The sequence below is a fragment of the Reichenbachiella sp. MALMAid0571 genome (genome assembly GCF_040151475.1).
GTDB lineage: Bacteria > Bacteroidota > Bacteroidia > Cytophagales > Cyclobacteriaceae > CAXBNB01.
In genome coordinates this window covers 139,447-166,127 of sequence record NZ_JBDKWG010000143.1, presented here as the reverse complement: position 1 = coordinate 166,127, position 26,681 = coordinate 139,447, and the positions used below count along the sequence as shown (strand labels likewise).

Below are 26,681 nucleotides of genomic sequence, written 5' to 3'. Positions count from 1 at the left end.
TTAACTCAAAACAATAGAAATTCCAGGATAAGCCTTTTTAAAATTATCGGTAAAAATGACTTCAGGACCAGCTTTTATATGGCTGTTAAATTGTCGGTTTAGTGAAAATTTAACAGTGTTGTTTTTATAGACATTACTATCAGGATTTACCATAAAACCTGCCTGTGTACTCCAGCCTTTACTTGTGGTTTCATTTACCCTGTCATACCCAACATGCAAAAAAGTAAAGGGATGTATTTTACTTGAATTTTCGTTTGTTACCTTTTGAAAATTTACTGTTCCACCTAATATTACATCATGTCGTATATGATGTTTGTAGAGAGTAAATACTTTAAAATCAATTCCAAAGGTTGGAGAAATACCCGAATAATCTGAGTAACGAGCCGAAAAAAATGGGTTTAGTTCAATGCTTTTTCCTGTGTTATTTGCAGTACGTGATATTGTAAGTGTTGGTACATGTTTGATGATTTTAACAGGAGATTTAAAATCACTTTGAGTCTTCCTTTGGTCTGGGTATTTGATGGATATATTTTTTAGGACAGACTCGTTTCTTGCAGTCTTATTTGTTCCCTCAGCCAAATGATTTATTTTGGACGAATTATTATTTTCTAATATCAGGACTTGTTCCATTTTTGGTTCCTGATGAAAAAATGCATCAGTGTTGATATTGATACTGGCTGCAACCAGCAGAGATATTGATGCTGCTACAGCAAATCCCCATACGATTACAGTTTTATTAGCTCCTTCTAGTTTACTTTTAATAACCTGCCAGGTGTTGCTTCTGTTCCATCCGGATATTGGTGGTGAATAAAGGTCAAGGCTTTCAATTTTTCTTTTTGCTAAAAGATCAATTTTACTGCCTTTAATGTCTTCAATATTTACTTTTTTTCTTTCCATGTAAATTTTCATTTAACGGGTTATAGGGCTATACCAGACCCATTTTTATCAGCGATTTCCTCAAAGAACCTCTTGCTTTGCTCAGCTGAGATTTTGAAGTGTTTTCGTTGATGTTTAGCTTTTTTGCAATTTCCTTGTGGCTATATCCTTCTATTGCGTACATGTTAAAAACAGTTCTGTAACCACGTGGTAAATTTTGAACTGCTGAGAATATTTCTTCTGCATGCAGCTGGCTGTCAATTTGTATCCCATTGTCTAGAAAGTGCGAAACATGGTCTAAGCCTACTTTGTCATATTTCTTCTTTCTTAGAGCCATAAGGCATTCATTTACCATAATTCTCTTGATCCAGCCTTCCAGGCTGCCAACTCCACGGTACTCAAATGTATTGATTTTGGAAAATACTTTCACAAAACCAGTGACCATTATGTCTTCTGCTTCTAATTCCTCTTTCATATACCTAAGGCATAGCCTTAGCATTATATGAACATATCTGTTGTAGAGTACCTCTTGTCCATAAGCGTCATTCGCCTGACATAACTCCGTAAGTTTTTCATCATCCAAGTTGAAATCGGGGTTAAGGATTTTTGTTTTATTTAATAATGCTTCCAAATTGCTAATAGTTGCCTTGTGTAAGATATTGCAGCAATCTAGATCGAAAGTCTCTGGAGAAATGTTAAAGGTCAGTTAAAAGATGTTAACGAATGTTAATGTGTCGGGCAGCATACCAATTGTTTGTAATGTAACAGTCAGATCAAGTTTTACGCAAGATCAGAATTGTAAAAAGCCCCACAATTTTCTTTTCTGTTTTGTGATTGCTTTACAATAAGGTAGGCGACTGTGATGAGATTTCTGAGTTCGAATAATTGCGCTGAGATTTGTGTTTTTTTATAAAGCACTTCTGTTTCCTCATACAATACCTTCAGACGGTTCGAAGCTCTTTCCAGTCGTTCATTGTTTCGGATGATAGCCACATAATTGTTCATAATGGCTTTAAGTTCTTTTCTATTGTGAGTGATCAGGATAAGTTCTTTTGGGGGAGTAGTACCTTCATCATTCCAATCGGGTATGTCTGTTACAAACTGAGCTTTTTCTATTTCCAGCCTTGATTTTAGGTAAGCCCTGTGTGCAAATACCAGTGCTTCCAGAAGTGAATTGGATGCCAGCCGGTTACCTCCATGAAGGCCGGTATTGGTACATTCCCCACATGCATAGAGATTCTTTATACTCGATTGTCCATGCTCATCCACATCTATGCCCCCACATAAATAATGAGCTGCCGGAACAACCGGAATCATGTCTTTTTTAGGATTGATTCCTATTTCCTGGCATTTTTGGAGAATGTTTGGAAAGTGTTTTTTGAATTTTTTCTTTTTGATATGAGTGCAGTCAAGGTAAACGTGTTCATCTCCACTTTTTTTCAGTTCACTGTCAATTGCTCTGGATACAATATCTCTTGATGCGAGCTCCTTTCGGTCATCATAGTTTTGCATAAAAAGCTCGCCAGCTTTGTTTCGCAGCAATCCTCCAAAACCCCTTACAGCCTCAGAAATTAAAAATGATGCATTGGGTTGAGGGTGATCCAGTGCAGTAGGGTGAAATTGTATAAATTCCATGTTGCTGACACGAGCTTTTGCCCTGTAAGCAATAGCAATGCCATCACCTGTAGCAATTTTTGGATTTGTGGTATTTTGATATACTTGCCCGATACCTCCTGTTGCCAGCATGGTAATTTTGGATAAATAGGTTTCTACCTTTTTTGCTTTTTCATTAAAAATATAAGCACCATAACATTCGGTATCTTCTGAGACATTGTTTTTTTTGTTTTTGATATGGTGTTGGGTGATTAAATCAACAGCAAAGTGTTGCTGAAGTACAGTAATATTGGGCAATTCATTTATTTGCTTTAAGAGGGTAGTTTCTATTTCATAACCAGTAATGTCTTTGTGGTGCAAAATTCTGTTTTGTGTGTGCCCACCTTCACGTCCCAGATCAAAATCGCCTTTCTTTTTCTTGTCAAAGTTAGTTCCCCATTCTAAAAGTTCATTGAGTCGTTCCGGGCCTTCTTTAATGACAATTTCTACAATTTCAGGATTGCAAAGGCCGTCTCCGGCTATCAGCGTGTCTTGTATGTGTTGGTCAAATGAGTCAACCAGCATGTCTGTAACGACTGCAATTCCGCCCTGAGCGTATTTGGTATTGGATTCCTTTGCATCGGCTTTCGTAACGATGGCTACTTTAGCCTCAGGAAATTCAATAGCCGTTTTGATTGCGTAGGTAAGTCCTGCAATTCCCGAACCGATAACCAGAAAATCATATTTATGCATCGTATATTATTTCGACAATTCAAGCATCCTGTTGATAGGTATCAGAGCCTTTTCTCTGATGTGTTCAGCTACATGAATCTCCGGTGATTCGTTTTTCAAACACAAGTATAGTTTTTCCAGTGTATTCATTTTCATGAATCCACATTCGCTACAAGCACAGGAGTTATTTTCCTCAGCTGGAGCAGGTATAATGGTTTTATGTGGAACTTCCTTGCGCATTTCATGCAATATACCTGCTTCTGTTGCTACTATAAACTTGTTTGCAGGATTGTTTTTTACATGATTGATCAAACCTGTCGTAGATCCTACATAGGAAGCAACATTCAAAATGTTGGGATCAGATTCCGGATGGGCAATAAATTGAGCGTCAGGATGCTCTTTGTGTAATTTCAATATTTTATCTATCGAAAAAGCCTCATGTACCATACAAGTGCCATCCCACAAGAGCATGTCTCGTCCGGTTTGTTTCATGATGTATTTGCCCAGATTTTTATCGGGAGCACAAATCAAAGGTTGGTCTTTTGGAAGAGATTCTACGATTTTAACGGCATTGGAAGATGTACAAATGATGTCACTCATTGCCTTGATTTCTGCTGAGCAATTGATGTAAGTAATTACCATGTGATCAGGGTGTGCATCAATGAATTTCTTGAATTCATCAGGAGGGCAGGAGTCTGCTAAAGAACATCCGGCATTTACATCTGGAAGGATGACTTTTTTGCTTGGGTTGATGATTTTGGCTGTTTCGGCCATAAAATGAACACCCGCAAATAAAATAATGTCTGCTTCTGTGGTAGCGGCCTGTTGTGACAAACCTAAACTATCGCCAACAAAATCGGCCAGTTCCTGAATAACGGCTTCCTGATAATAATGAGCAAGAATAACAGCATTCTTTTCTTTTCTAAGTCGATTGACTTCTTCTATCAACTCAATATCTTTTTTAGCCCTTGTTGCTACTTGTTCCATAAGTGTCTATTTACTATCTAATGGTATATTAGATTGTTAACCCTCGTATATAACACCAGAAGTGGGTGTTTCGTTTAGTTCAATTCGTTTTAATGCTGGTATGCCTTCTTTGATTTTATCCCATAGCCATATGGCTATTTTTTCACAGGTCGGGTTTTCAAGCCCTTCTATGTCATTGAGGTATTTGTGGTCAACAATGTCGATGATAGGATCGACAGTTTTTTTTACCACAGCAAAATCCATTACCCAATCCAATTGATCTATAAGGTCACCTTCTATGAATAGTGTAAGCTGGTAGGTGTGCCCGTGAACTTCCTTGCATTTGTGGCCATCCGGTACATTCGGCAAGGCATGAGCCGAGTCAAAAGTAAATTTTTTAAATATCAACATGCTCCTTAATAATTCTCTCTTAAGATTTACATATTCCTACAATGGAATTTGCTCAAATTTCACAGTTGCCTCCTGATCCTTAAACGATTTTCTTGGTTTGAGATTCAACGTCTGGAACATTTGTTTGTCGGCATCTATTTCAGGGTTAGGAGTGGTGAGTAGTTTATCTCCTGCAAATATAGAATTAGCTCCTGAAAGAAAGCACAGTGCTTGCTCTTCTGTATTCATTTCAGTTCTGCCTGCCGAAAGCCTCACCATGGCTTTTGGCATTATGATTCTTGCTGTTGCAATCATCCTGAGCATTTCCCAGATTGACACACGTGGTTGCTCTGCCAAGGGAGTTCCTTCTACTGGTACTAAAGCATTCACAGGTACAGATTCCGGATGTTCAGGTAGGTTTGACAAGGTATGCAACATACCAATTCTGTCTTCATGTTGTTCGCCCATGCCGATAATACCGCCTGAACAAACAGATATATTTGCTTTTCTTACATTCTCCAATGTGTCCAATCTGTCATCGTAAGTTCTGGTACTGATGATTTCTTCGTAGTGTTCTTCACTGGTATCCAGGTTGTGGTTGTAGGCATAAAGACCGGCATCTTTTAGTTTGTTTGCTTGTTCTTCTGTCAACATGCCGAGTGTACAGCATACTTCCATTCCCATAGAATTGACCCCTTTTACCATTTCCAGCACTTTGTCAAAATCACGGTTGTCCCGGACTTCTCTCCAGGCTGCACCCATACAAAAACGGGTACTACCGCTCTCTCTGGCATTGTTAGCCGCTTGCAATACTTCATCTACCTCCATCAACTTCTGCACTTTTACATCTGTATGATAACGTGCAGCTTGAGGACAGTAAGAACAGTCTTCAGGGCAACCACCTGTTTTTACGGAGAGCAGTGTACATACCTGCACTTCTGAGGGATCGTGATTTTCTCTGTGGACGGTTGCCGCACGGTAAACCAATTCTAAAATAGGTGAATTATAAATAGCAGTAATTTCTTCTCGTGTCCAGTCGTTTCGTATTTGCATAAAGAAAAGCGTTTTTGTTACCCGCAAAAGTAATATAGGATTGGTAAGGGGGAGTAAGTGAAATCAAAAAAATATCTGTATTGAATTAATTCAAACAAATCATTTAGGGGTGTGTTTATAATTACTTGTCTTAAGAGCACCAACAATTGAAGTCCTTATCTAAGGATATTGAAGGGAAGGTCAGAAACACAAGATTTTAGGTTTATAGGTTGTTAATTTTAGAAAGGTGGTTTTTAGCCACCTTTCTTGTTTTATTACTCTTAGTATTTGTCTTTGTTTGCTTCGTAGTATTTTAAAGCATTGGGTATTTGTGCATTCAAATCCGAAATACGTGTTTCATGCGATGGGTGAGTGGACATGAACTCCGGAGGTTGTTCTCCACCGCCAGCAGACATTCTTTCCCAAAACTTGGGTGCTTGTCTTGGATCATATCCTGCAATTGACATAAATATAAGTCCCAGTTTGTCTGCTTCTGATTCATGTTGCCTGGAGAAATTGAGCATTCCGATTTGAGTTCCTGCTCCAATTGATTGCATGAGCAGTTCTTGTGTGCCTGTTGGGTTTTCTCCCATGGCAGCCGAAATGCCACCTAAAAAGCCTTGTGTCAATAACCCCTGACTCATTCTTTCCCGACCATGGTTGGCTATGGCATGTGCTACTTCATGACCCATCACTACCGCTACTCCGGTTTCGTCTTTGCAGGTTGGCATGATGCCTGTATAAAATGCAACCTTACCTCCGGGCATACACCACGCATTTTGTACATCTTCTTCGATTAGGTTAAAGTCCCAGGCAAAGCCTTCCAGTTGATCTGCCATGTTGTTGTCTGCCATATATTGCTCTACAGCTTTTTGTATTCTACTGCCCACATTCTTGACCATAGCGGTCTGCTGCTTGTCAGTAGATAGTTTACTTTCTTTCAATACCTGGCTGTACTGATCAAAACTCATAGGTATTATTTCGGAGTTGGAAACCAGATTAAGTTGTCTCCTGCCTGTGATCGGAACGGTGGCACATTGATACAGGAAAAATGTCGCCAGCATTATGACAAGTGAGCTTATATATTTCATGAATTTGGGTGTTAATAAATTATACTTTTTTACTTTCGTTGAATTAATTCAAAAACGAATTTAGAGCAAATACCACTATTTTATTTATCTCAGACATGAAAATATTAGCAATAGGAAGAAATTATGTTGATCACATAGAAGAATTAAATAATGAACGCCCATCAGAGCCAGTGGTCTTTACCAAACCGGAGACGGCATTACTCAAAAACAATCAGCCATTTTATTATCCTTCTATTTCCAAAGACATACATTACGAGGTAGAAGTACTGTTGAAAGTATGTAAAAATGGTAAGAACATCGAAGAAAAATTTGCCCATAAATATTATGACCAAATTGGTTTGGGAATTGACTTTACGGCACGGGATTTGCAAACCAAGGCAAAAGAAAAAGGGCTTCCATGGGCATTGGCTAAAGGGTTTAACCATTCGGCTCCAATTTCTGAATTTAGACCTAAATCGGATTATAAGGATTTGAATAGCTTAAATTTTAGTTTAGATATAGATGGTAAAAATGTTCAAAAAGGCAACACTTCACTGGTGCTTTTTAGTTTCGGTTTTATTATCGCATACATCTCCAGATATATTATGCTAAAAAAAGGGGATATTATATTTACAGGCACACCGAAGGGAGTAGGCCCGGTTCAGATTGGAAACAGGCTGGAAGGATATTTAGAAGGAGAAAAATTATTGGATTTTGAGATTAGGTAAATACACAACATTTTTTGTACTGGTTTTTAATTGTTTTTTTGCTGAGTCGCAAAGTATAGAAAAGGGATATTATATGTGCCCTGTGAGACCCGGTGAAGTAAACTATCTGGCCGGAACAATGGGAGAACTGCGTTCTACCCATTTTCATACAGGTATTGACATTAAGACCAGTGGAGTTTCCGGGCTTCCTGTTTTTGCTGCCGCAGATGGATATATTCAGCGCATCAAAGTGTCTCCAAGTGGCTATGGAAATGCATTGTATATGGTACACCCTAATGGTACATACACAGTATATGCGCATTTGCAGGAATTTCAGGATGCAGTAGCCAATTACGTTAGAGATTATCAATATAAAAGGGAATCTTTTGCAGTAGATATCAGTGTGCCAAAAGACAGATTTACTTTTAAAAAGGGTGATGTAATAGCACTATCGGGAAATAGTGGTTCTTCTTCCGGACCACATTTGCATTTTGAAATAAGAGATGCCAATCAGGAGGTCTTGAATCCACTTACTTATGGTTTTAGTGAAATTAAAGACCTGTTGCCTCCCACATTGTCACACATTGCGTTTGTGACTATGGATATTGACAGCCGGGTCAATGGCATGTTTGGACGCTTTGAATATGCGGTGATAGAACAGGATGGTGGCTATGTACTGGAAGTACCGGTTACTTTGACTGGCAAAATAGGAGTAGAGGTGTATGTTTATGATCAATTGAATGGTGTTAACAATCGAAATGGAGTAGTACGACAGACTTTACTGTTTGATTTCAAACCTGTTTTCAATCAAGAAATAGATAGAATCAATTTTGGTACTTCGAGAAATATATTGGTGCACACCAATTATAAAAGAATGGTGGAAGGTGGTCGAAGGTTCAATAAACTCTATGTTGATGATGGTAATTTTTTGAAGTTTTACAACATTGATGATAATAAAGGGGTATTGCATTTTTCAGATCCGTTGGAGCATGCCATTGATGTGAAACTGGAGGATAACTATGGCAATGTGAGACAATATCATATCATGGTCAATGACAAGGGATATTTGAAAAATGCTTCCTACAAAAACATGTACAGACTCAACAGAGATGGGTTCGATATGAGAAATGAAATCCTTGAAGTGATGAGTAAAGGTATTAAAGAGGATTGTTTTGCCCGTTTTTATATCAAGGGAGAAGAAAAACTGCTGGCGCATACCTACTCGGCGGATGGCCGCTATTTTTATCTTTGGGATGTAAGAAACGGTCACCCGGACTCAGCCGTTGTTTGCGATCAGAAATTTTCATTCAACTACAAAAACAGTATCCCATCCAATGTGGATGATGCCTATGCAGATAAAAATGTGGAAATTACTTTTCCGAGGTATTCCTTATTCGACACGCTACATCTGAGTTATGCTAAAACTATTGACTCGGTGAAACAATCGGAATACTTTTCTTTTGCCCACTATGACCAGCCACTTCGCAAATATGTTACTATGAAAATCACGCCTGAACTCAAGTACGACAGGCAGCATTCCTTTGTGTATTCTGTGGGTGACAACAAGGTACTGTATTTTGTAGGAGGAGAGTGGTCGATTGATGGCAACATCACTTTCAAAACCAGAGACTTGGTAAATTATACCATAGCCACTGACATAGTGCCACCTACCATTTCGCATTTTAAATCCAAGCCAAACAGATTGAAATTTAGGATTGAAGATGAAATGTCTGGCGTAGGAACATTTACTGCCACACTCAACGGTAAATGGTTATTGATGAATTATGATGCCAAAACCGGATACCTTTATTCAGATCCCAAAACGGACATAGTCGGAGAGTTTGTGTTGACTGTAAATGACAACTCTGGAAATAAAAAGGAGTGGCGTAGGAGTTTTTAGGTTTTGATATCTAATCATTTCAATTACCAACTTGTGTAAATTTGTTCTGAATTATAATACCGAACATAGGGGTGCTTCCTTTTTGGTCTATTTGCATCCAGATCAAATAATAAGATAATGAAAGTGAATTTATTGATGGCAATTGCAGCCATAGTTGTGTTTTTTTCTTGCACCGAAGAAAATGATCCTGTACCTCAAGATCCCATTTCTCCAATTTTTGTTGAGATACCGGATGTTAATTTTGAAGCACAATTGATAGAGAAGGGCATAGATAGTGATGGGATTGTTAACCATAAACTACTTAGTGAAGATGCTGATGGGGTAACATTATTGAATTTGACATTTCAGGGAACTGATTCTGAGAAGAAAATAACAGACTTGACTGGTATCGAAGCATTTAAAGATCTACTCATCCTATCGGTTGAGGACAATGCCCTAACATCTGTATCATTGAGTGAAAATACCGCTTTAGAAAGACTTAATGTAAACGGTAACATGCTCACTTCGATTGATTTGAGTGCCAATGCTTCCTTGTCTTTCTTAGACGCAAGTTTCAATGAATTGGAGGAGATTGATTTAAAGGCTAATAATAACCTGGATACATTGAGACTTCAGGTTAACCTCCTAAAAACTATCGATGTGAGTAGGAATGTAAATTTGCTCGAATTAGACCTGTTGTTTAATGAACTTATATCTGTTTCGGGATTAGAGGCCACCACCAAATTAATCTCCTTGAACTTGTCCTGGAATTACCTGGAAGAATTGATTGTCAATATTCCCTCATTAGAAGACTTGAATGTAGAACAAAACCTTCTCAGTACATTGAATGTGAGTGGAAGCACATCACTGAAGAACCTGATTGCTACCACAAATGAGATCGAAGGATTGGATGTGGATTCGAACGTTGCACTCGAAATCCTGCTAGTTTCTGCAAATAAGATCGCTACCATCAATTTGGAGAACAATGTAAATCTGAATTATCTATGGATTTCAAGTAATCAATTGCAACAATTAGATGTGAGTAAACTTACCGAACTTTATGATTTAAGTATAGGAAGGAACTCTGGTCTTACCTGTGTCAAAATTGCAGATGGTCAATTGATAGCGACCGTGCGCAAGCAGGAGCATCAGGTGTTGAGCGTTGAGGGTTGCTGAAATGATAAAAAGCTCTCCTGCTTATTGCTCAGTTGCTGTGTTTTTGATTTGTAACATTCATTTCTTACTACAAGCCGGGAGATTGTCTGTCAGATTTAATTAACATCCATATTTTGTATATTGGAAATATTGGATTTAATTTGAAATCAGATAAAAATCTTAGAAAAATGAAAAAGACAATTGGATTAATAATAATTGCAATTTTTTCAAATCTTGCCGTCTCTATGGCACAATCACCACTAACAAGCGTTCCGTTTGAACTTTATGGTGATCATGTTTTTGTAAAGATAAAAGTGAACAACTCCCGTGACCTGGATTTTATTTTTGATACCGGAGATGGTCTTACAGTTTTGAATATAGAGACTGCCAAGGAACTGAACATGGTTTCAGGGGCGGATACAAAAAAAACCAGTGCCGAAGGTGAGATTTCGGGTAAACTTTTGAAGCATCAAAGTATTGAAATCAATAATATAGAGTTGAGGGATATTGAAATCTATGAAACTTCTTTGAGGCATTTGGAAATCAGTATTGGACGTAAAATAGATGGGATTATTGGATATGACATGCTTGAAAACTATGTGGTTTCGATGAATTTTAATCAAATGTCATTTGACCTGTTTGATTCTAAAGGCTATGAATACAAAGGTACGGGTAGAACCCTTCCTATTAAATTGACCTCTTATATTCCTCATATCTCAGCCAATGTAGTACTGGCAAATGGAGAAACTATCACAGGAGAATTCTTTGTCGATACCGGAGCAAAGGCAACTGTTGATTTTAATACCCCTTATGTAACAAAGCATGGCATGATTGATAAAATCGGAGACAGTTATATTTACCTCGTATCAGGGTTAGGAAAAAAGGAATATGAGCACCATCAGGGAAAGGCAAAGTCGTTGACATTTAGTGGATTTGGTTTTGAGAATGTACCTGTCGGTTTGAGTCATGCAGAACATGGAATACAAAACCACAAAAAGGTAACTGGTATTTTGGGAAGTGGTTTACTTAGAAAATTTAACGTAACCTACAATTATCCCAAACATGAAATGTATTGGGAGAAAAATGACAGATATAGTGAACCATTTCAAATCAATGCTTCGGGTCTGGAACTTCAATTGAGTGAAGATATGAGCAAAGTGATGATTCACAAAGTTTTTGACAATAGTCCTGCGGAGGATGCTGGTATTAAAGTAGATTCGGAATTGAATGAGGTAAGTGGAAAGTCCGCTATAGAAGTTGGACTTCCTGAATTGAGAAGAATCCTAAGCGAAAGTGGAAAAACTGTTAAAATTAAAGTAGATGGGAAGTCAATTGATTTAAAGCTTAAAGCTCTGATTTAGGTTTAATCATTGATAAGATAAATCAATGGCCTGTAATATTTTGTTACAGGCTTTTTTTATTTCTTCATTTGATATGATCAGGGGAGGAGCTATTCTCATGGAGTTGTCACAAAACAAAAACCAATCTGAAAGTACACCCAAATCAAGTAGATTTTTGATTATTTTTTCTAATACTTCAAACGATTCAAACTCTACAGCTATCATGAGCCCTTTGCTTCTGATTTCTTTGATTCTATCATGTTGTAGTAGGTTGTGAAACAAAGCTTCTTTTTCCGCTACACCTTCCATCAGATTTTCATCTAAGATTATATTGAGTGTTTCCAGTGCAGCTACACAGCTAACCGGATGCCCTCCAAATGTAGTAATATGACCCAGAATAGGATTGTGAGTGAGCGAGTACATTATTTCTTTGGAAGAAATGAATGCTCCGATAGGCATGCCACCTCCCATGCCTTTGGCGCAAAGCAGTATATCCGGGACTATGCCGAAATGTTCGAACGCCCAGAATTTTCCTGTTCGTCCGTATCCGGTTTGTATTTCATCAAAAATCAAAAGTGCACCCTGTTGATTACATATTTTTCTCAATTCCTGAAAATATTCTGATGATGCGGTTCGGATTCCCCCTTCACCCTGAACGGGTTCAATAATCACTGCAGCAGTATTTTCAGATATTTGAGACAGATCTTCAATGTTTCCAAATCTGAGTATCTTATTGCCTGGAATCAGAGGGCGGAAGCTATTCTTAAGGTCTTCATTGCCACAAACGGATAAAGCTCCGGCAGTTGATCCGTGGTATGCATTTTGAAACGAAATTATTTCAGTTTTACCAGTATGTCTTTTGGCAAGTTTAATTGCACCTTCGGTAGCTTCACTGCCTGAGTTTACCAGAAAAACATTGTTCAGTTGGTTAGGCAGGGTATCTGACAGTGCTTTTGCAAGTTTCACCTGAGGCGAGCTTATAAATTCACCGTAAACCATTAAATGCAGGTGTCTATCTACCTGATCCTTTATTGCTTGAACTACTCCCGGATGCCTGTGTCCGATGGTACTCACACCTATGCCTGAGATAAGATCCATCAACTCCTTTCCATTTTTTTGATACATATAAAGACCCTCTGCCTTTTCTATTTCCAGCATTAGGGGAAATTGAGAGGTTTGGCCTAAGTATTGCAAGAAGTGGTTTCGTGAAGTAGTCAAATCGATGTAAATGTTCGTTTGTAAAATAAAGTTCGAATTTAAATAGTTTTCAAGCGTAATAACAATAACGGGCTTTTATCTCGTTTCTAAAAACAACTAATTATTATCAGTATGAATTATAAAGGTATTTTTAGTTGTTGTTTTTAACATTTATATGTTGTTTTAACAGTTATTTAAGTAAATCAAATTTGTGAAGATGAATAAATGGGCATTTAGAATATTAGCAACACTTTATTTTGGAATGGCTTCTCTGGGTTATGCCATAGATAGAAAGGATTCTGTTATCGTATTGAAACCAGAGCCAAAACACAAAATAGAGGTTGGAGAAATAAGGAATCTTCTGGAAAGGTATAGCTATAGAAAAGCTCCACTCAACGACTCACTTTCCAGAGTCATTTATGACAATTATTTCAATTCATTGGATTACAATAAATCATACTTTTATAGTTCTGATCTGGATTATTTTTCTAAATACAGAGAGAGGTTAGATGACGATTTACTAGAGGGAAATGTAGATGTAGCCTTTCAAATTTTCAGAGTATATCGAGACAGAACCAATTCCAGATTGGATTATGTATTTGAATTACTTGAAAAGGGGTTTGATTATTCTAAAGAAGAAACATTAGACTTTGACAAAGACAAGTTGGATTGGGCAAAAGATGAAGCCGAACTAAATGAACGTTGGAGAAAAATGGTGAAAAATCAGGCTTTAAACCTGAAGCTTGCAGGAAAAGCAGATACTACCATCAATAGCCTGCTGGTACAGCGATACAAGAGGTACAAAAAGAATGTCAATCAGAACAACAATGACGATGTGTTTCAGCTTTATATGAACTCATACACTGAAACATTGGATCCACATACCAATTATTTTTCCCCAATATCCTCTGATAATTTCAACATAAATATGAGTCTTTCCTTAGAGGGAATAGGAGCAAGGCTGACACAGGATATGGACTATACCGTGATTGATGAAAAGATCCCCGGAGGGCCGGCTTACAAAAGCAAAGAACTTCTAAAAGATGACAAAATAATTGGTGTGGCACAAGGCGATGATGGAGACTTTGTAGATATCATAGGCTGGAGATTGTCGGATGTGGTACAGCTGATTAGGGGGCCGAAAGGCTCTATTGTAAGACTGCAGGTGATCAGAGGGAAATTGACAGTGTCTAACCCTGAAATCATCAGACTGGAACGGGATAAAATCAAACTGGAAGACCAGTCAGCCAAGTCGGAGATCATTCCAATTACGGAGGGCAAAGAAAAATATAGTTTGGGGGTAATTACCATTCCAAGTTTTTATTTGGATTTTGAAGGAGCGAGAAGTGGTCAGAAAGACTACAAAAGTACTACCAGAGACGTTGCTAAGTTGATTACTGATTTGCAAGCTAAGGAAGTAGATGGCATCCTTATTGATTTGAGATACAACGGAGGTGGTTCTTTAGAAGAAGCGATAAATCTTACCGGTTTGTTCATTGAAGATGGGCCTGTAGTGCAGGTTAAAAACTTTGATGGAAAAATAGATGTACTAAAGGATACTGACTCAAATACCCTTTATAAAGGCCCTTTGGCGGTATTGACCAACAGGTTCAGTGCTTCGGCATCAGAGATTTTTTCAGGAGCAATTCAGGATTATCAAAGAGGATTAATTCTTGGGGAAACTACTTTTGGAAAAGGAACTGTGCAAAGGATGGTTGGGCTCAACCAAAGAATGCCAAACTTTCCGGATAAGCTGGGTAATTTGAAGCTGACTTTACAGATGTTTTATCGGGTAACGGGAAGTAGCACCCAGAACATCGGTGTTGCTCCGGATGTGCATTTCCCATCAGCATTTAGTGCTGAAGAGTTTGGAGAAAGCTCTAAACCAAGTGCCTTGCCCTGGGATAAGATCAATGAAAGTGATTATAAAAAAGTGAATACAATTTCACCTGAATTGAAATCCAAATTGAATACTCTATACCTGAGTCATTTACAAACTGATAAAGATTTAAAGAAACTCTCTGAGGATATAGAACGGTCGAAAAAAGACCGTGATTCAGATGGTATTTCTTTGAACTATCAGGAAAGAAAAAGTGAGCAAGCCAAAGAAGACCCAGATTCTTCTGATGAGAATGATTACGTTGCTAACGAAGGTAGGCTAAAAAATCCTAATGAAATCGACAATGAGTCAACTTCCTTTTCCGGTAAAAATGGTTACGTAAATAAACAAGCGAAGGTGAAAACCTCGGATGAAATAGAAAAAAGGTTGAAAAATGGAATTTCAGTTCAAACTTCTGAAATAGCAGAAACAGAAGAAGAAAATAAGAAACTGAAAAAAGACCCTTATCTAAAGGAAAGCTTAAGATTACTGGCTGAAATAGTGAAATTTAAAGTCGGTTAATCCGATAAATATTAGCAGCGCTAAATGAAGCTACTCTATATTGGAATATGTGCGGTACTGATTTATGCGCTGATTATTCTGGCAGTTTATTTATTTCAGGAGAAACTAATCTTTCAGGGCTCTCCACTTCCTGATGATTTCAAATTTGATATAGAAGTTCCTTTTGAAGAAGTGTATTTAGATACTCCTGACTCCTCCAGAATACACGGAGTGATGCTTAAATCAAAAGCTCCAAAGGGTGTCATCCTGTATTTTCACGGCAATAGAAAAAACATTATCCGATGGGGCAATTTGGCTGCCTATTTCACTCAATATGATTATGATGTTTTTGTGATCGACTACCGGGGTTATGGTAAAAGCACTGGTAATAGAACTGAGACCCTGTTACATGAAGATGCCTTATTGGCTTACGATTACCTTACCAAACAATACAGTGAGTCGGATATTATCATTTACGGAAGATCGCTGGGTACGGGGCTGGCATGTCAGTTGGCTTCAAAAGTAAAAGCAAAGGCACTGATTTTAGAAACACCCTATCACAATTTTAGTGAAATGCTTTTCGAAAGGCTCATGATTCTACCCTCCAAGAATATATTTAAGTACAAATTCAATTCTGCGGATTACATAGGAAAAATTACCTGTCCGATTTACATCTTCCATGGAACCTCAGATAACGTGGTTCCTATTGAATATGGCCAACGGTTGGCTCAATCCGGAAATAAAGAATTATTGAAGTTTTTTACCATTGAGAATGGTCAACACAATAATTTGAATGAATTTAGCCAGTACAATGATTTGATGAAGAAAATTCTTAATTGATATAATGAATAAAATTCTACCGATTGTTTTGTTGCTACTATCAATGGCTTTCGCTTCCAGAGCACAAGAACTCACTGTTTATGGAAGCCCATATTCTGTTGATTCCACATTAGTGAAAATTTATGAAGTCATCGAAAAGAATAGCTTTAAAATAGTTGGAAAGAAAGAGTTTGCTTCAGAGAAAGAAGAAAAGAAATTTTCTGGTAAAATTTATGTAATCTCTTTTGAAACGCAAGCTGTAAAAAATCTCTTATCCTGCGCCCCAACTGCCATGCTCGATATGCCACTCAAACTCATTTTGTGGAATGAGTATGGGGACACATACATAGGATTTATGCAAACAGATGTGATGAAAAAAAGATTCATGATCCAGGAGTGCGATGAAGTTTTGATGCTATTGAACAGAGCCATGCTCAAAGTAGTAAATGATGTGATCAGAAAGCGGTAGTGAAATTTTTTCTGAGTATAAATCATCTTATCTTCGCTACTATATTTTCAATAAATGAAAAACAGAATTTTCGCAGACTTGGATAGTAAAAAAATAAGAGGTACAACCCCATCAATTGACGCTACAGTTTTTCATGCAAGACATTTGATAAACAAGGAGGAGTTGCTATGAGTGTAACCAGTCAGTCTATCCTTGAAAAACTTAAAAACAATGAATTTGCTCCTTTGTATTTTCTTCAGGGAGATGAGCCTTTTTTTATAGATCAGGTTTCTGATTTTATAGAAGAAAATGGAATGAACGAGGGTTTGAGAAGTTTTAATCAGACCATTTTGTATGGGAAAGAGACCGATCTTCAGACGATATTGAGTCACGCCAGAGAGTTTCCAATGATGGCAGAGAGACGGGTGATTATCGTAAAGGAGGCCCAGGAGATTCAGGCGATCAATAAAGAACAGGGTGAAAAACTTTTGTCTGCCTATGCAGAAAACCCACAGCCTTCTACAGTGCTGGTTTTTTGCTACAAATACAAGACTCTTGATAAGCGAAAGAAACTTTACAAGTTTCTGGACAAACATGCCATAGTGCTATCATCTGTTAAGATGTACGACAATCAATTGCCGGATTGGGTGGAGTCATTTGTGAAGAAAAAAGGCTATTCAATAGATCAAAAGGCAGTTCATTTGATTGTTGAAAACATTGGAAACAACCTGTCAAGGATTTCCAACGAGATTGATAAAATGTTGATCAATTTCAAGGATGAAAAGAAAATAAATCCTGATCATATTTACAAATACATAGGTATCAGCAAGGAATACAATGTGTTTGAATTGCAAAAAGTGCTGGCATACAAGAATGTGTTAAAGGCTAATGAAATTATTAAATATTTTGAATCTGACTTGAAAAATAATCCTATTATTCCGGTCATTGCAATCATATTTTCGTTCTTCAATAAGATTCTTTTGGTACATCATTCTAAGGACAAATCGGATAGGGCGGTGGCCTCCTTGCTCAAAGTGAATCCATTTTTTGTAAAGGAGTATATGATGGCAGCAAAGAATTACCCCTTGGGTCATGTCATTAGAAATATCTCCTATATTCGGGAAGCCGATTTGCGATCCAAAGGAATAGACAATGTAAGTATAGAAGACGGCCAGATATTGAAAGAATTGATATTCAAATTGATGCATTGATCAAATGTCAGCCTCATTAGAAACGACTAAACAAGGAGGAGAAAAGGCAATTTTTTCATGGGCTTCCAGTTATAACAAAATCGAACAAAGGTTAATGATGTATTCAAAATATTTTGCAGTTCTTTCGGGAATAATTATAATTTTCTTTACTGGCACTGCTACCTTGAGTGCCCAATCTGTATCAAAGGAGCAGTCATCTTACGTAAAGGCCAAAGAGTTTTATGACAAAGGACTTTATTCTGCCTCACGGCTTGCTTTTGATAAGCACATTGCTACATATTCATCCGGGGCTACTTTGCCAGATGCCAGCTACTACAGAGCTGTAAGTGCAGTTCGAATTTCTCAAAAGGATGGAGAGGCACTGATACAATCTTATGTAGAAACTTATCCCAACGACAGCCATGCATCTTCGGCTTATATCGAACTGGCAGAGTATTATTACGACCAAAAATCTTATAAAAAAGCGATCTCATTTTTCGAACAATCTTCAGATCAGAGGAGTTTCCAAAACGACCGGATTAGCTTTAAAATTGGTCATGCCTATTTTGTTGAAAATGAGTATGATAAAGCAATCGAAGTGCTTTCGTCAATTAAGTATGATGAAGCACTGAAATCGGATGCTGCTTATTTTATTGGATATATTTATAAGGAAAACAAAGACAATGAAAAAGCACTGGAATTCCTGGAAAATGGTTTTGCTTCAAATGAGTATGGTGCGGAATCCCTAAAGTTGTATGCTGTGTTGTTGTATGAAAAGGGTGAATATAAGGAAGTGAATTCGGTAATTGACAGAGAAGCGGCAGGAACGAACGACCCGATTTTGTTAAAGTTACTGGGTGATTCAAATTATGAGTTGAACAATTATCGTCTGGCTTCTTTGAACTACAAAGAATATCTGAAACATAATAGAAAAGCGGATGCTGCCAGCTATTTTAAAATAGGATGGTGCTATTATAAAATGGACGATGCAGAGGATGCCATTGACAATCTGAAAAAAGCAGCACTTGCCAAAGATACTTTGGGTGCTTATGCTTCATACTATCTTGGGGTGTTATATACAAAGGATAAGAATCTGGTTTTTGCTTCCCCTGCATTCAAAAATGCTTCACAGTACCAGATAGAGATACAAGAAGAAGCTTTGTATGCACATGGTAAAACAGAGTTTGACTTGACCAATTATCAAACAACCATCACTGTATTTACAGATTACAGGACAAAATTTCCATCTGGAAGTCATTCTGGTGAGGTAAATGAAATGCTTACCCAGTCGTATCTGAACAACAAGGATTACCAGGCTGCCATTTCGTACATTGAATCGTTGAATTATTTGTCTCCTAAAATTAAGAAGGCTTACCAAAGGATCACATACCTGAAGGGGACAGAGTTTTTTAATAAAAAGGAGTTTGCATCCGCAATTAGTTTGTTTAAAAAATCCCTGCAACACCCTATAGACATTGAATTGTCCAGAGAGGCTAACTTTTGGACTGGGGAGTCTTATTCTTTTGAAAAGAAATATCAGAATGCCGTGCCATTCTATCAACAGTCTGTTCAGCAGGGATCAGATTTAGCAAAGTACAGCTTGGCTTATGCGTATTACAACCAAAAACAATATGACAGAGCAGCTACCAGTTTTCAATCTTTTATTATGAGCTATACTCCGGAAGTGAACAAAAGATACCTGACTGATGCATTGATTAGAGCCGGAGATTGCTTTTATGTGTCAAAAGATTACGACAGGGCTATTACTTATTACCAAAAATCTGAGCAGGAAGGTGCCAAAGACCTTTCATATATTCATTACCAGTCAGGAGTGGTTTACCGCTACAAAGGTGATGACAATAAGGCGATCCAATCATTTGAAAAATTGATTCAGCAATATCCGGATTCTGATAAGGCCGATGATGCCTTATTTCAGATTGCACAGATTACCTATGAAGCAGGAGACTATAGTAGTGCGATCAACAAGTATCAGAATTACATCCGAAAATACCCTGAAAGCAATTACATCCCTTACTGTTTGCTCAATCAGGCAGTGTCTTATAACAATCTGAAAAACTATAAAGGAGCTACAGAAAACTACAAAATGATGCTAGAGCGATTTTCAAGGCATGAAACTGCAAATAGTGCCTTGTTGGGCTTGCAAGGACTTGCAGGAATGGGAGAATTTGATGATTTTTCTACATATCTGGATAAATACAAACAAGCCAATCCTGATAGTGATGCCCTTGAGAATATTGAATTTGAAACGGCAAAATCTATGTACTATAATTTACAATACGATGAGTCAATCAGGTCATTTGAGAAATTTCTCAATGCGTATCCATCCAGTACTTTGGCAACTGACGCTAACTATTTTATTGCGGACGCCAACTATAGAAAGTCAGATTTTGAAAAGTCTTTGAGTGGCTTTTATGCCATAGCCGACAATCCTGATTATTCTAAATATACCAAAGTAGTATATAGAATAGCATCGTTGGAATTTGATAAGAAAAATTACAAGGAGAGTATGAAATACTTTCATAAGTTGAAGAAGTATTCAAATTCATCAAAAGAAACAGTAAATGCACTCAATGGGTTGATGGAAAATCATTTTTTATTGAATCAATATGATTCTGCATCTTTCTATGGGCAGGACTTGATTGATAACCATAGAATATCCAATGAAATTGAGTCTAGTGCTACTTTGCATATAGGCAAATCGCAATACAATTTAGGCAAGCTGGATGAAGCATTCGATTGGTTGCTACTGTTGGTAAACAGCGCACCAGATGAAAGAAGTGCTGAGGCCAAGTATTATGTGTCCAGGATTTTTTACGATAAAAAGGAATATGCCCAATCATTAAAATCCTTGTTTGAGCTTACTGAAAATTACAAAGCCTATGATTTGTGGGTCGGGAAGGCATTTCTACTCATGACAGACAACTATTTGGCAACAGACGAATTATTTCAGGCTGAAGCTACTCTGAATTCCTTGATTGAAAATTCTCCCGTGGAATCTATAAAGAAACAAGCACAGGACAAACTGAAAGAAATAGAATCAGCGAAGAAAAAAGAATTGATTACAACAAAAGACACTGTTGAGGTTAAAGAAAAGGATCAGAATTAATATGAAGAGCAACAAATATATATTCATGTCGTCTCAATCAAGGACAAATCATTTTCTGATTAAATGCTTAAATGGTAATGCAATGAAGTTCGTTTTGATGCTGATTTGTTCTATTTGCTTAGTTCCTTTAGCAATGGCTCAGGACTTGGAGATTGAAGAAGATGGTGAAGTACAAACAGGTGAAATCATTATTGAAAAGGATAGAAAAATAGTGTTGCCTCAGGCAAGAAAGCTTTATGAGAAGGTCAATTCTCCTGAATATGAAATAGAAGCAGCTACTTTTCCCGGAGAATTTAAAATTTTCAATTACAGCCCGGCTACACAATTGCCAACCTTAAGGGCTGCTCAGCCAAAACTGGAAGGCACACAAGACGATGTTTACAATCATTATGTGAAAGTTGGGTTTGGGAATTACAGTTCTCCAATGTTGGTAGCAGATATGAACCTTATCACGAACCAATCCCGTATTTTTCGATTGAACCTGGATCATCTTTCTTTTGGCAAAGGAGCTAAAGATGGAAAAAACAGTGGATCCGCATATACCAATGCTGGTATCAATGGAAAAATAATAGGAGAGAGTATCACTTTTTCTACCGGAGTGAATTATTCGATAACCAATGATTATTTCTACGGTTATCAACCGGGATTAGAGGTTGATAGATCGGATATCAAACATAAGTATGATTTTATAAATGCTTTGGTTGGTATTGAGGATAATGACCAGGACAATCTGGTTGATTATTCTCTATCTGTATCTTATGAAAGTGTAAAAGACAATTATGCGGCATCAGAAAGTGGTGTTGAAATAGGAGCTGGATTTAATTATGCCAAGACCATATTTATTGATAATGAAGCAATCCTGACTAAATACAAACAGACATCATTTGACCTGAGCAGAAGTTTTTTTAGAATTAATCCGTATTACCGCATTGAAGCGGGAGAAGCTACTATTGATGCAGGATTTTCATTTACAGCAATTTCTGGTGGAGTAGAAACATTTGGTTCTTCTACGATATTTCCATTTGCCAGAGCAAGTTATTCGATATCAGAGCAAGTGAATTTATTCGCCAATCTGGATGGAGGAATGTCTTTCAATTCTTATGCCGACTATGCCAGAGAAAATCCATATTTGATGGATGATCTGGCTGTTCTTAGTTCCAGAATCAACTATGACTTTAAAGCGGGAGCTGCTATTAAGCCTGCTCAACAATTTGCATTGACAGCTTATGTGCAATTGCAATCTATCAAGAATATGGGTTACTATCAGAATATGTTGCCTGATACTACTACTTTCGAAGTGGCATACATTCCTGGAAATACAAGTGTTGTTGAATTTGGTTCGAAAATGCAGTTTGACATAAACAGCGACAATCAGATAGGATTGAATGCCGCCATATTGAGCTACTCATCAAAAGATGTGACAGATTTTTACAACTTACCGACATCCAGAGTTGAGTTGATAGGAAATCATAAAATAATGGATAAGCTGTCCATCGGATGGCAATTTAACCTGCTGGGTGGAATAAAAGGACTGGCAAGTAATGGACTTACTACTGGCAATGAAACCACTACATCAATGTCTGCCATTACCGAATTCAATCTCAATTTAGATTACCAAATTAATGATCGTATTGGAGCGTTTTTACGATTTGATAATATCCTAAACAAAAACTATGAACGTTTCTATAACTATCCCATGAGAGGGTTGCAGGTTAAAGCAGGAGTGAGCTTCAGATTCTAAATCTTTAAATAATCAAATCGAATTAAATCATTAGAATGAAAAATAATATTGACACCATAATTTTTGACTTGGGAGGAGTTCTTATAGACTGGAATCCCGAATATGTTTATCTGGATGTTTTTGAAGGAGACAGGAGCAAAATGAAGTGGTTTTTTGACAATATATGTACTTCAGATTGGAATGAGGAGCAGGATGCAGGATATAGCCTCCAACAGGCTACTGAAGAAAGGGTAGCGATGTTTCCTGAGCATGAGGAGCTTATAAGAATGTATTATGGTCGATGGGTAGAGATGTTGGGAGATTCTATATCCGATACTGTGAATATTTTGAAATCACTCATACATCAGAAAGATCACAGGGTGTATGCACTTACCAATTGGAGTGCTGAAACATTTCCTATTGCGTTGGATCGATTTGATTTCCTTCATTGGTTTGAGGGGATTGTTGTATCTGGTACAGAGAAAACCAGAAAACCGTTTCATGATATTTATGAACTGACACTGAACAGGTTCAATATAGATGCTGAAAAGGCGATTTTCATAGATGACAACCTGCGCAACATTGAAGCATCGAAGGAGTTGGGCATCAATGGTATTCATTTCTCATCACCCGATCAACTTAAAAAATCACTATTGACTTTTGATATCAAAGTCTGATGGATTATTTCTGGACTATTTTGGGTATTGTCTTACTGATTGCCGGAATCATAGGTTGCCTTTTACCCATATTGCCCGGCCCTCCTTTAGGTTTTTTATCTCTGCTTGTATTACAGTTTAAAACCAACCCGCCTTTTAGTACATCATTTATTTTAATTTGGCTGGCAATTACTATTGCTGTCTTTACTTTGGATTATACAATTCCACCAATGGCTACCAAGAAATTTGGGGGTAGTCGTAAGGGAGTGACAGGCAGTATCGTAGGTTTGGTTGTTGGGCTTATTTTCTTTCCTCCATTTGGATTGATTGTCGGATCTTTTTTGGGAGCATTCATTGGTGAGATCATAGACGGCCAACAAAGGGGAGTTGCTTTGAAATCGGCTTTTGGTTCGCTTATAGGGTTTGTGACAGGAAGTGTATTAAAGCTTACCACTGTTTTTATTATGGGCTATTATTTTACGGCTTCTTTGTTTTGATTCAAATCATTCTGATTGATTTCAAAACCCATCAATTGCATCATCCTCTTGAATTCATCTTGTAATTGTGCGGTGATAACTATGTATTGATTGGTTATTGGGTGTGTGAAACTTAATTCACTTGCGTGTAAAAGCATGGTATCCATTCCCCATTTTTCTTTAAAAAGCTTGTTTTGCTTGTTGCAGCCATGTTTGCGATCTGCAATAATTGGGTGAAAAATGTGCCCGAAATGTTTACGGATTTGATGCATTCTTCCTGTTTCCGGAATCACTTCTACTAATGAATAGCGAGAGGTAGAATGTTTCCCAAATGGTACTTGCAGTTCTGTTCTATGTAGTGTTTTGTAATTGGTGACCGCTTCCTGTACTTTTCCACTATCATTGGTTAAAGGGTAATCTATGATTCCATTGTCATCGGTATGTCCCCTTAGTATAGTCCAATATTTTTTAAGTACTTTTCTTGAGGCAAACAGTTCCTGTACATCCTTGTGTGTTTGTTGATCCAATGCAAACAAAAGAACACCACCGGTCTTTCGATCTAATCTATGTGCCGGATATACAGTTTGTCCAATCATATTGCGTACTTGCTGCAAAGCAAACTCTGTGGCATCCCTTGCAATTCGTGACCGATGTACCAGCAACCCATGAGGTTTATTTACCGCAACCAGGTATTCATCTTGGAATAGTATTTCGATTGGTTTCATGGTGCAAAATTATACTCTTCCAATCTTAAACGGTTATCCCGGTTAAGTATTTGGCGAATTGGTTTGCAAGACCTTACGGCATTGCCAGGTTCTTCCAACACTATCATGACCCAATGAACTTCTTTTTTTAATATTATCATAGTTCCATTATATTGCAATCCGCTATTGCAACTACCCCCCACAATCAATGACCATCTTTCATAAATACGAACACAAATCATCGGGAATTAAGGAAGATACCTTTATGGAAAATAGACCAGATCAGAATGACCATAAAGGAATGTTGAAGAACCTATCGGATCAGCACTTGTGGCTTGAGTTTTTGAATGGAAGTGACTCAGCTTTTGCTCAAATTTATGCCCGCTTTTTTTCTTTGCTGTTTAATTATGGTATTAAAATAGACCCTAACAGGCAACTGATCAATGATTGCATTCAGGATTTGTTTATTGATATTTGGAATAGTAGAACCAAATTGGGAGAGGTGGAATGGTTAAAAACGTATTTGATTAAAAGTTTAAGAAGAAGAATTCTTAAAGAATCAAATAAAGAAAGCTTTTTATATTCGGGTTCGGTTAATGTGGATTATAATTTTCAAGTTGTACTGTCTCACGATATGCAACTTATACGAGAGGAAGACATTGTATTTCAAAATGATCGTTTGAAAGAGGCCTTGAATAAACTTACCTACAGGCAGAGAGAAGCCATTTTTCTGAAATTTTACGAACGACTGTCTTATGAGCAAATAGCAGATGTCATGTCGATTACAGTAAAGGCGACATATAAGGTTATGGCAAGAGCAATAGATGTTTTGAAAAAAGCTTTTTACTAATACTTTACTGGATTTCGGGATTCCATTAGTGGGCTCAATTCTAAACTTTTTTATTTTTATTTAGAAAAAATAAAATTTCATGGGGTAAAGTAAACCAATATCTGCTCTGTATTATTGAAATGAAGAATTTCATTGTCAATAAATTGCAAATGGATTATTTGGACTATACGGTAGAAGATTTTGTTCTGGATGAGTACTTTCAGAAATGGATACTCGATAATGATTCGATGACAGCTTCTTTTTGGGAAGCTTGGTTAAACAATTACCCACATAAAAGAGTTGAGGTTGAAAAAGCCAGGCAGCTGGTACTATCTATTCGTCTTAAAGAAGATTTTCCCACTCAGGACGAATTTGATGGAGTCTGGAACAATGTTATTTTAAGGCGCAACCGTGAAAAAGCAAACAATCCACCTGTTTTTCAAGTGTTCAGGGCTCAATATCTACCTATTGTCTTCAAAGTTGCAGCAGTGCTGGTGGTAGCATTGTTTCTTGGTTTATCACTCAGCCATTTTTGGCAAAACCGAGATGAGATACAGCCTGACCTTGTTACAATAAAGGAAGTAGTTAAACAGACTGGGAAAGGAGAAAAGCTGACTTTTCAACTAGCAGATGGGTCATTGGTCAAGCTTAATTCGAATAGCAAGTTAGTGTTTCCCGAATTTTTTGATTCTAACAATCGAACAGTAAAGCTGAAGGGAGAAGCTTTTTTCGAAGTTGAGAAAGATAAGGAACGTCCGTTTAGGATTATTACCGGAGATATTGGTACACAGGTCTTGGGCACATCATTTAATGTGAAGGCATATAAAGTGGAAACAGACCTAATTACAGTAGCGGTTGTTACTGGAAAGGTATCTGTAGGGTCATTTGAAGGAAATATTGTTTATGAGCAAATATTACTTGAGCCGGGAGAAATGGCGAGTTACGATCAATCTGAAAAATCATTTGAAAAATCAACTTTTCGATATGATGAGGTCGTTGGGTGGAGAGATGGCATTTTATCTTTCAAAGATTTGGACATTCAAAGTATCATAAAAATAATAGAGAGGTGGTACGATGTGAAAATTGTGTTAGAAAAAAATGACATAGACTTAGACAAGGATTTTACAGGTAAGTATAAAAATAAAACACTGGATGCAGTGCTCAAAGGATTAAGCTTTGCCTATGAATTTGAGTATGAAATCGATCACCATATTGTTATAATTAAATGAGAAGAATGATAAGAAAAGCTATTTAAAAAAAGTTAAGCCAGTCTTGTTAGACAAAACTGGCTTATGGACTTAGTGGTGCTAGCTGATATTTGACGATACGTAGAAAGCACTTCCCAAGTCACGATGTTCTTGATAATTAATTGTTACCAAAAACTATTACATTATG

General features: G+C 37.3%; 23 protein-coding genes. 14 read left to right on the top strand and 9 right to left on the bottom strand.

Features of this window, described 5'->3' with window-relative positions; all coding sequences use genetic code 11:
* From AAOP42_RS17325 to AAOP42_RS17295, 7 genes are all read right to left on the bottom strand, one after another.
* Positions 1–897 carry a hypothetical protein gene (locus AAOP42_RS17325; protein ID WP_349529822.1) on the bottom strand — a complete coding sequence of 299 codons (897 nt, stop codon included), beginning with the start codon at positions 895–897 and terminating at the stop codon, positions 1–3.
* Positions 898–925: 28 nt separating this feature from the next.
* Complete coding sequence (locus tag AAOP42_RS17320) at positions 926–1,507, bottom strand: RNA polymerase sigma factor (protein WP_349529821.1); 582 nt, start codon at positions 1,505–1,507, stop codon at positions 926–928.
* A gap of 149 nt (positions 1,508–1,656) precedes the next feature.
* Positions 1,657–3,222, bottom strand: coding sequence for an L-aspartate oxidase (gene nadB / locus AAOP42_RS17315; RefSeq protein ID WP_349529820.1), 1,566 nt, complete (start codon positions 3,220–3,222; stop codon positions 1,657–1,659).
* A gap of 6 nt (positions 3,223–3,228) precedes the next feature.
* Positions 3,229–4,188 carry a quinolinate synthase NadA gene (nadA, locus tag AAOP42_RS17310; protein WP_349529819.1) on the bottom strand — a complete coding sequence of 320 codons (960 nt, stop codon included), beginning with the start codon at positions 4,186–4,188 and terminating at the stop codon, positions 3,229–3,231.
* Between the two features lie 36 nt (positions 4,189–4,224).
* Complete coding sequence (gene queD / locus AAOP42_RS17305) at positions 4,225–4,578, bottom strand: 6-carboxytetrahydropterin synthase QueD (RefSeq protein WP_349529818.1); 354 nt, start codon at positions 4,576–4,578, stop codon at positions 4,225–4,227.
* Positions 4,579–4,614: 36 nt separating this feature from the next.
* Positions 4,615–5,610, bottom strand: a complete 996-nt coding sequence (bioB, locus tag AAOP42_RS17300; RefSeq protein WP_349529816.1) for a biotin synthase BioB — start codon at positions 5,608–5,610, stop codon at positions 4,615–4,617.
* A gap of 260 nt (positions 5,611–5,870) precedes the next feature.
* On the bottom strand, positions 5,871–6,680 hold the full coding sequence (locus AAOP42_RS17295; protein ID WP_349529815.1) for a M48 family metallopeptidase: 810 nt from the start codon (positions 6,678–6,680) through the stop codon (positions 5,871–5,873).
* A gap of 95 nt (positions 6,681–6,775) precedes the next feature.
* Here AAOP42_RS17295 and AAOP42_RS17290 point away from each other — a divergent pair, with 95 nt between their 5' ends.
* The 4 genes from AAOP42_RS17290 (at position 6,776) to AAOP42_RS17275 (ending at position 11,761) form a co-directional block, all read left to right on the top strand.
* On the top strand, positions 6,776–7,387 hold the full coding sequence (locus tag AAOP42_RS17290; protein WP_349529814.1) for a fumarylacetoacetate hydrolase family protein: 612 nt from the start codon (positions 6,776–6,778) through the stop codon (positions 7,385–7,387).
* A gap of 73 nt (positions 7,388–7,460) precedes the next feature.
* Complete coding sequence (locus AAOP42_RS17285; protein WP_349529813.1) at positions 7,461–9,266, top strand: M23 family metallopeptidase; 1,806 nt, start codon at positions 7,461–7,463, stop codon at positions 9,264–9,266.
* Between the two features lie 117 nt (positions 9,267–9,383).
* On the top strand, positions 9,384–10,421 hold the full coding sequence (locus AAOP42_RS17280; protein ID WP_349529812.1) for a leucine-rich repeat domain-containing protein: 1,038 nt from the start codon (positions 9,384–9,386) through the stop codon (positions 10,419–10,421).
* A 167-nt stretch (positions 10,422–10,588) separates the two neighbouring features.
* Entirely contained in the window at positions 10,589–11,761 is a 1,173-nt protein-coding gene (locus AAOP42_RS17275; protein ID WP_349529811.1) for an aspartyl protease family protein, read from the top strand.
* A gap of 6 nt (positions 11,762–11,767) precedes the next feature.
* On the opposite strand, the gene AAOP42_RS17270 is transcribed toward AAOP42_RS17275, so the two are convergent.
* Positions 11,768–12,898 (bottom strand): aspartate aminotransferase family protein, encoded by a 1,131-nt coding sequence (locus tag AAOP42_RS17270; RefSeq protein ID WP_349529810.1) that lies wholly within the window; start codon positions 12,896–12,898, stop codon positions 11,768–11,770.
* A gap of 256 nt (positions 12,899–13,154) precedes the next feature.
* On the opposite strand from AAOP42_RS17270, the gene AAOP42_RS17265 reads away from it, so the two are divergent.
* From AAOP42_RS17265 to AAOP42_RS17230, 8 genes are all read left to right on the top strand, one after another.
* The gene (locus AAOP42_RS17265) at positions 13,155–15,338 is read left to right on the top strand and encodes a carboxy terminal-processing peptidase (RefSeq protein WP_349529809.1); all 2,184 of its coding nucleotides are present in this window, start codon (positions 13,155–13,157) and stop codon (positions 15,336–15,338) included.
* 24 nt (positions 15,339–15,362) lie between these two features.
* Positions 15,363–16,157 (top strand): alpha/beta hydrolase, encoded by a 795-nt coding sequence (locus AAOP42_RS17260; protein WP_349529808.1) that lies wholly within the window; start codon positions 15,363–15,365, stop codon positions 16,155–16,157.
* Between the two features lie 4 nt (positions 16,158–16,161).
* On the top strand, positions 16,162–16,605 hold the full coding sequence (locus AAOP42_RS17255; RefSeq protein ID WP_349529807.1) for a DUF302 domain-containing protein: 444 nt from the start codon (positions 16,162–16,164) through the stop codon (positions 16,603–16,605).
* Positions 16,606–16,772: 167 nt separating this feature from the next.
* A complete protein-coding gene (gene holA, locus AAOP42_RS17250) occupies positions 16,773–17,795 on the top strand; it encodes a DNA polymerase III subunit delta (RefSeq protein ID WP_349529806.1) in 1,023 nt (340 codons plus the stop codon).
* A 4-nt stretch (positions 17,796–17,799) separates the two neighbouring features.
* Complete coding sequence (locus AAOP42_RS17245; protein WP_349529805.1) at positions 17,800–20,901, top strand: tetratricopeptide repeat protein; 3,102 nt, start codon at positions 17,800–17,802, stop codon at positions 20,899–20,901.
* Between the two features lie 82 nt (positions 20,902–20,983).
* Complete coding sequence (locus tag AAOP42_RS17240; protein ID WP_349529804.1) at positions 20,984–22,642, top strand: porin family protein; 1,659 nt, start codon at positions 20,984–20,986, stop codon at positions 22,640–22,642.
* Between the two features lie 35 nt (positions 22,643–22,677).
* Complete coding sequence (locus tag AAOP42_RS17235) at positions 22,678–23,298, top strand: HAD family hydrolase (protein WP_349529803.1); 621 nt, start codon at positions 22,678–22,680, stop codon at positions 23,296–23,298.
* Complete coding sequence (locus AAOP42_RS17230) at positions 23,298–23,774, top strand: DUF456 domain-containing protein (protein ID WP_349529802.1); 477 nt, start codon at positions 23,298–23,300, stop codon at positions 23,772–23,774. The genes AAOP42_RS17235 and AAOP42_RS17230 overlap by 1 nt, the downstream gene beginning before the upstream one ends.
* Here the strand turns inward: AAOP42_RS17230 and AAOP42_RS17225 are convergent.
* Complete coding sequence (locus tag AAOP42_RS17225) at positions 23,750–24,478, bottom strand: pseudouridine synthase (protein WP_349529801.1); 729 nt, start codon at positions 24,476–24,478, stop codon at positions 23,750–23,752. The genes AAOP42_RS17230 and AAOP42_RS17225 overlap by 25 nt on opposite strands.
* A gap of 187 nt (positions 24,479–24,665) precedes the next feature.
* Here AAOP42_RS17225 and AAOP42_RS17220 point away from each other — a divergent pair, with 187 nt between their 5' ends.
* Together AAOP42_RS17220 and AAOP42_RS17215 are read left to right on the top strand one after the other, a co-directional pair.
* Entirely contained in the window at positions 24,666–25,307 is a 642-nt protein-coding gene (locus tag AAOP42_RS17220; RefSeq protein WP_349529800.1) for an RNA polymerase sigma factor, read from the top strand.
* Positions 25,308–25,426: 119 nt separating this feature from the next.
* A complete protein-coding gene (locus AAOP42_RS17215) occupies positions 25,427–26,515 on the top strand; it encodes a FecR family protein (RefSeq protein WP_349529799.1) in 1,089 nt (362 codons plus the stop codon).
* Positions 26,516–26,681: the final 166 nt, after the last annotated feature.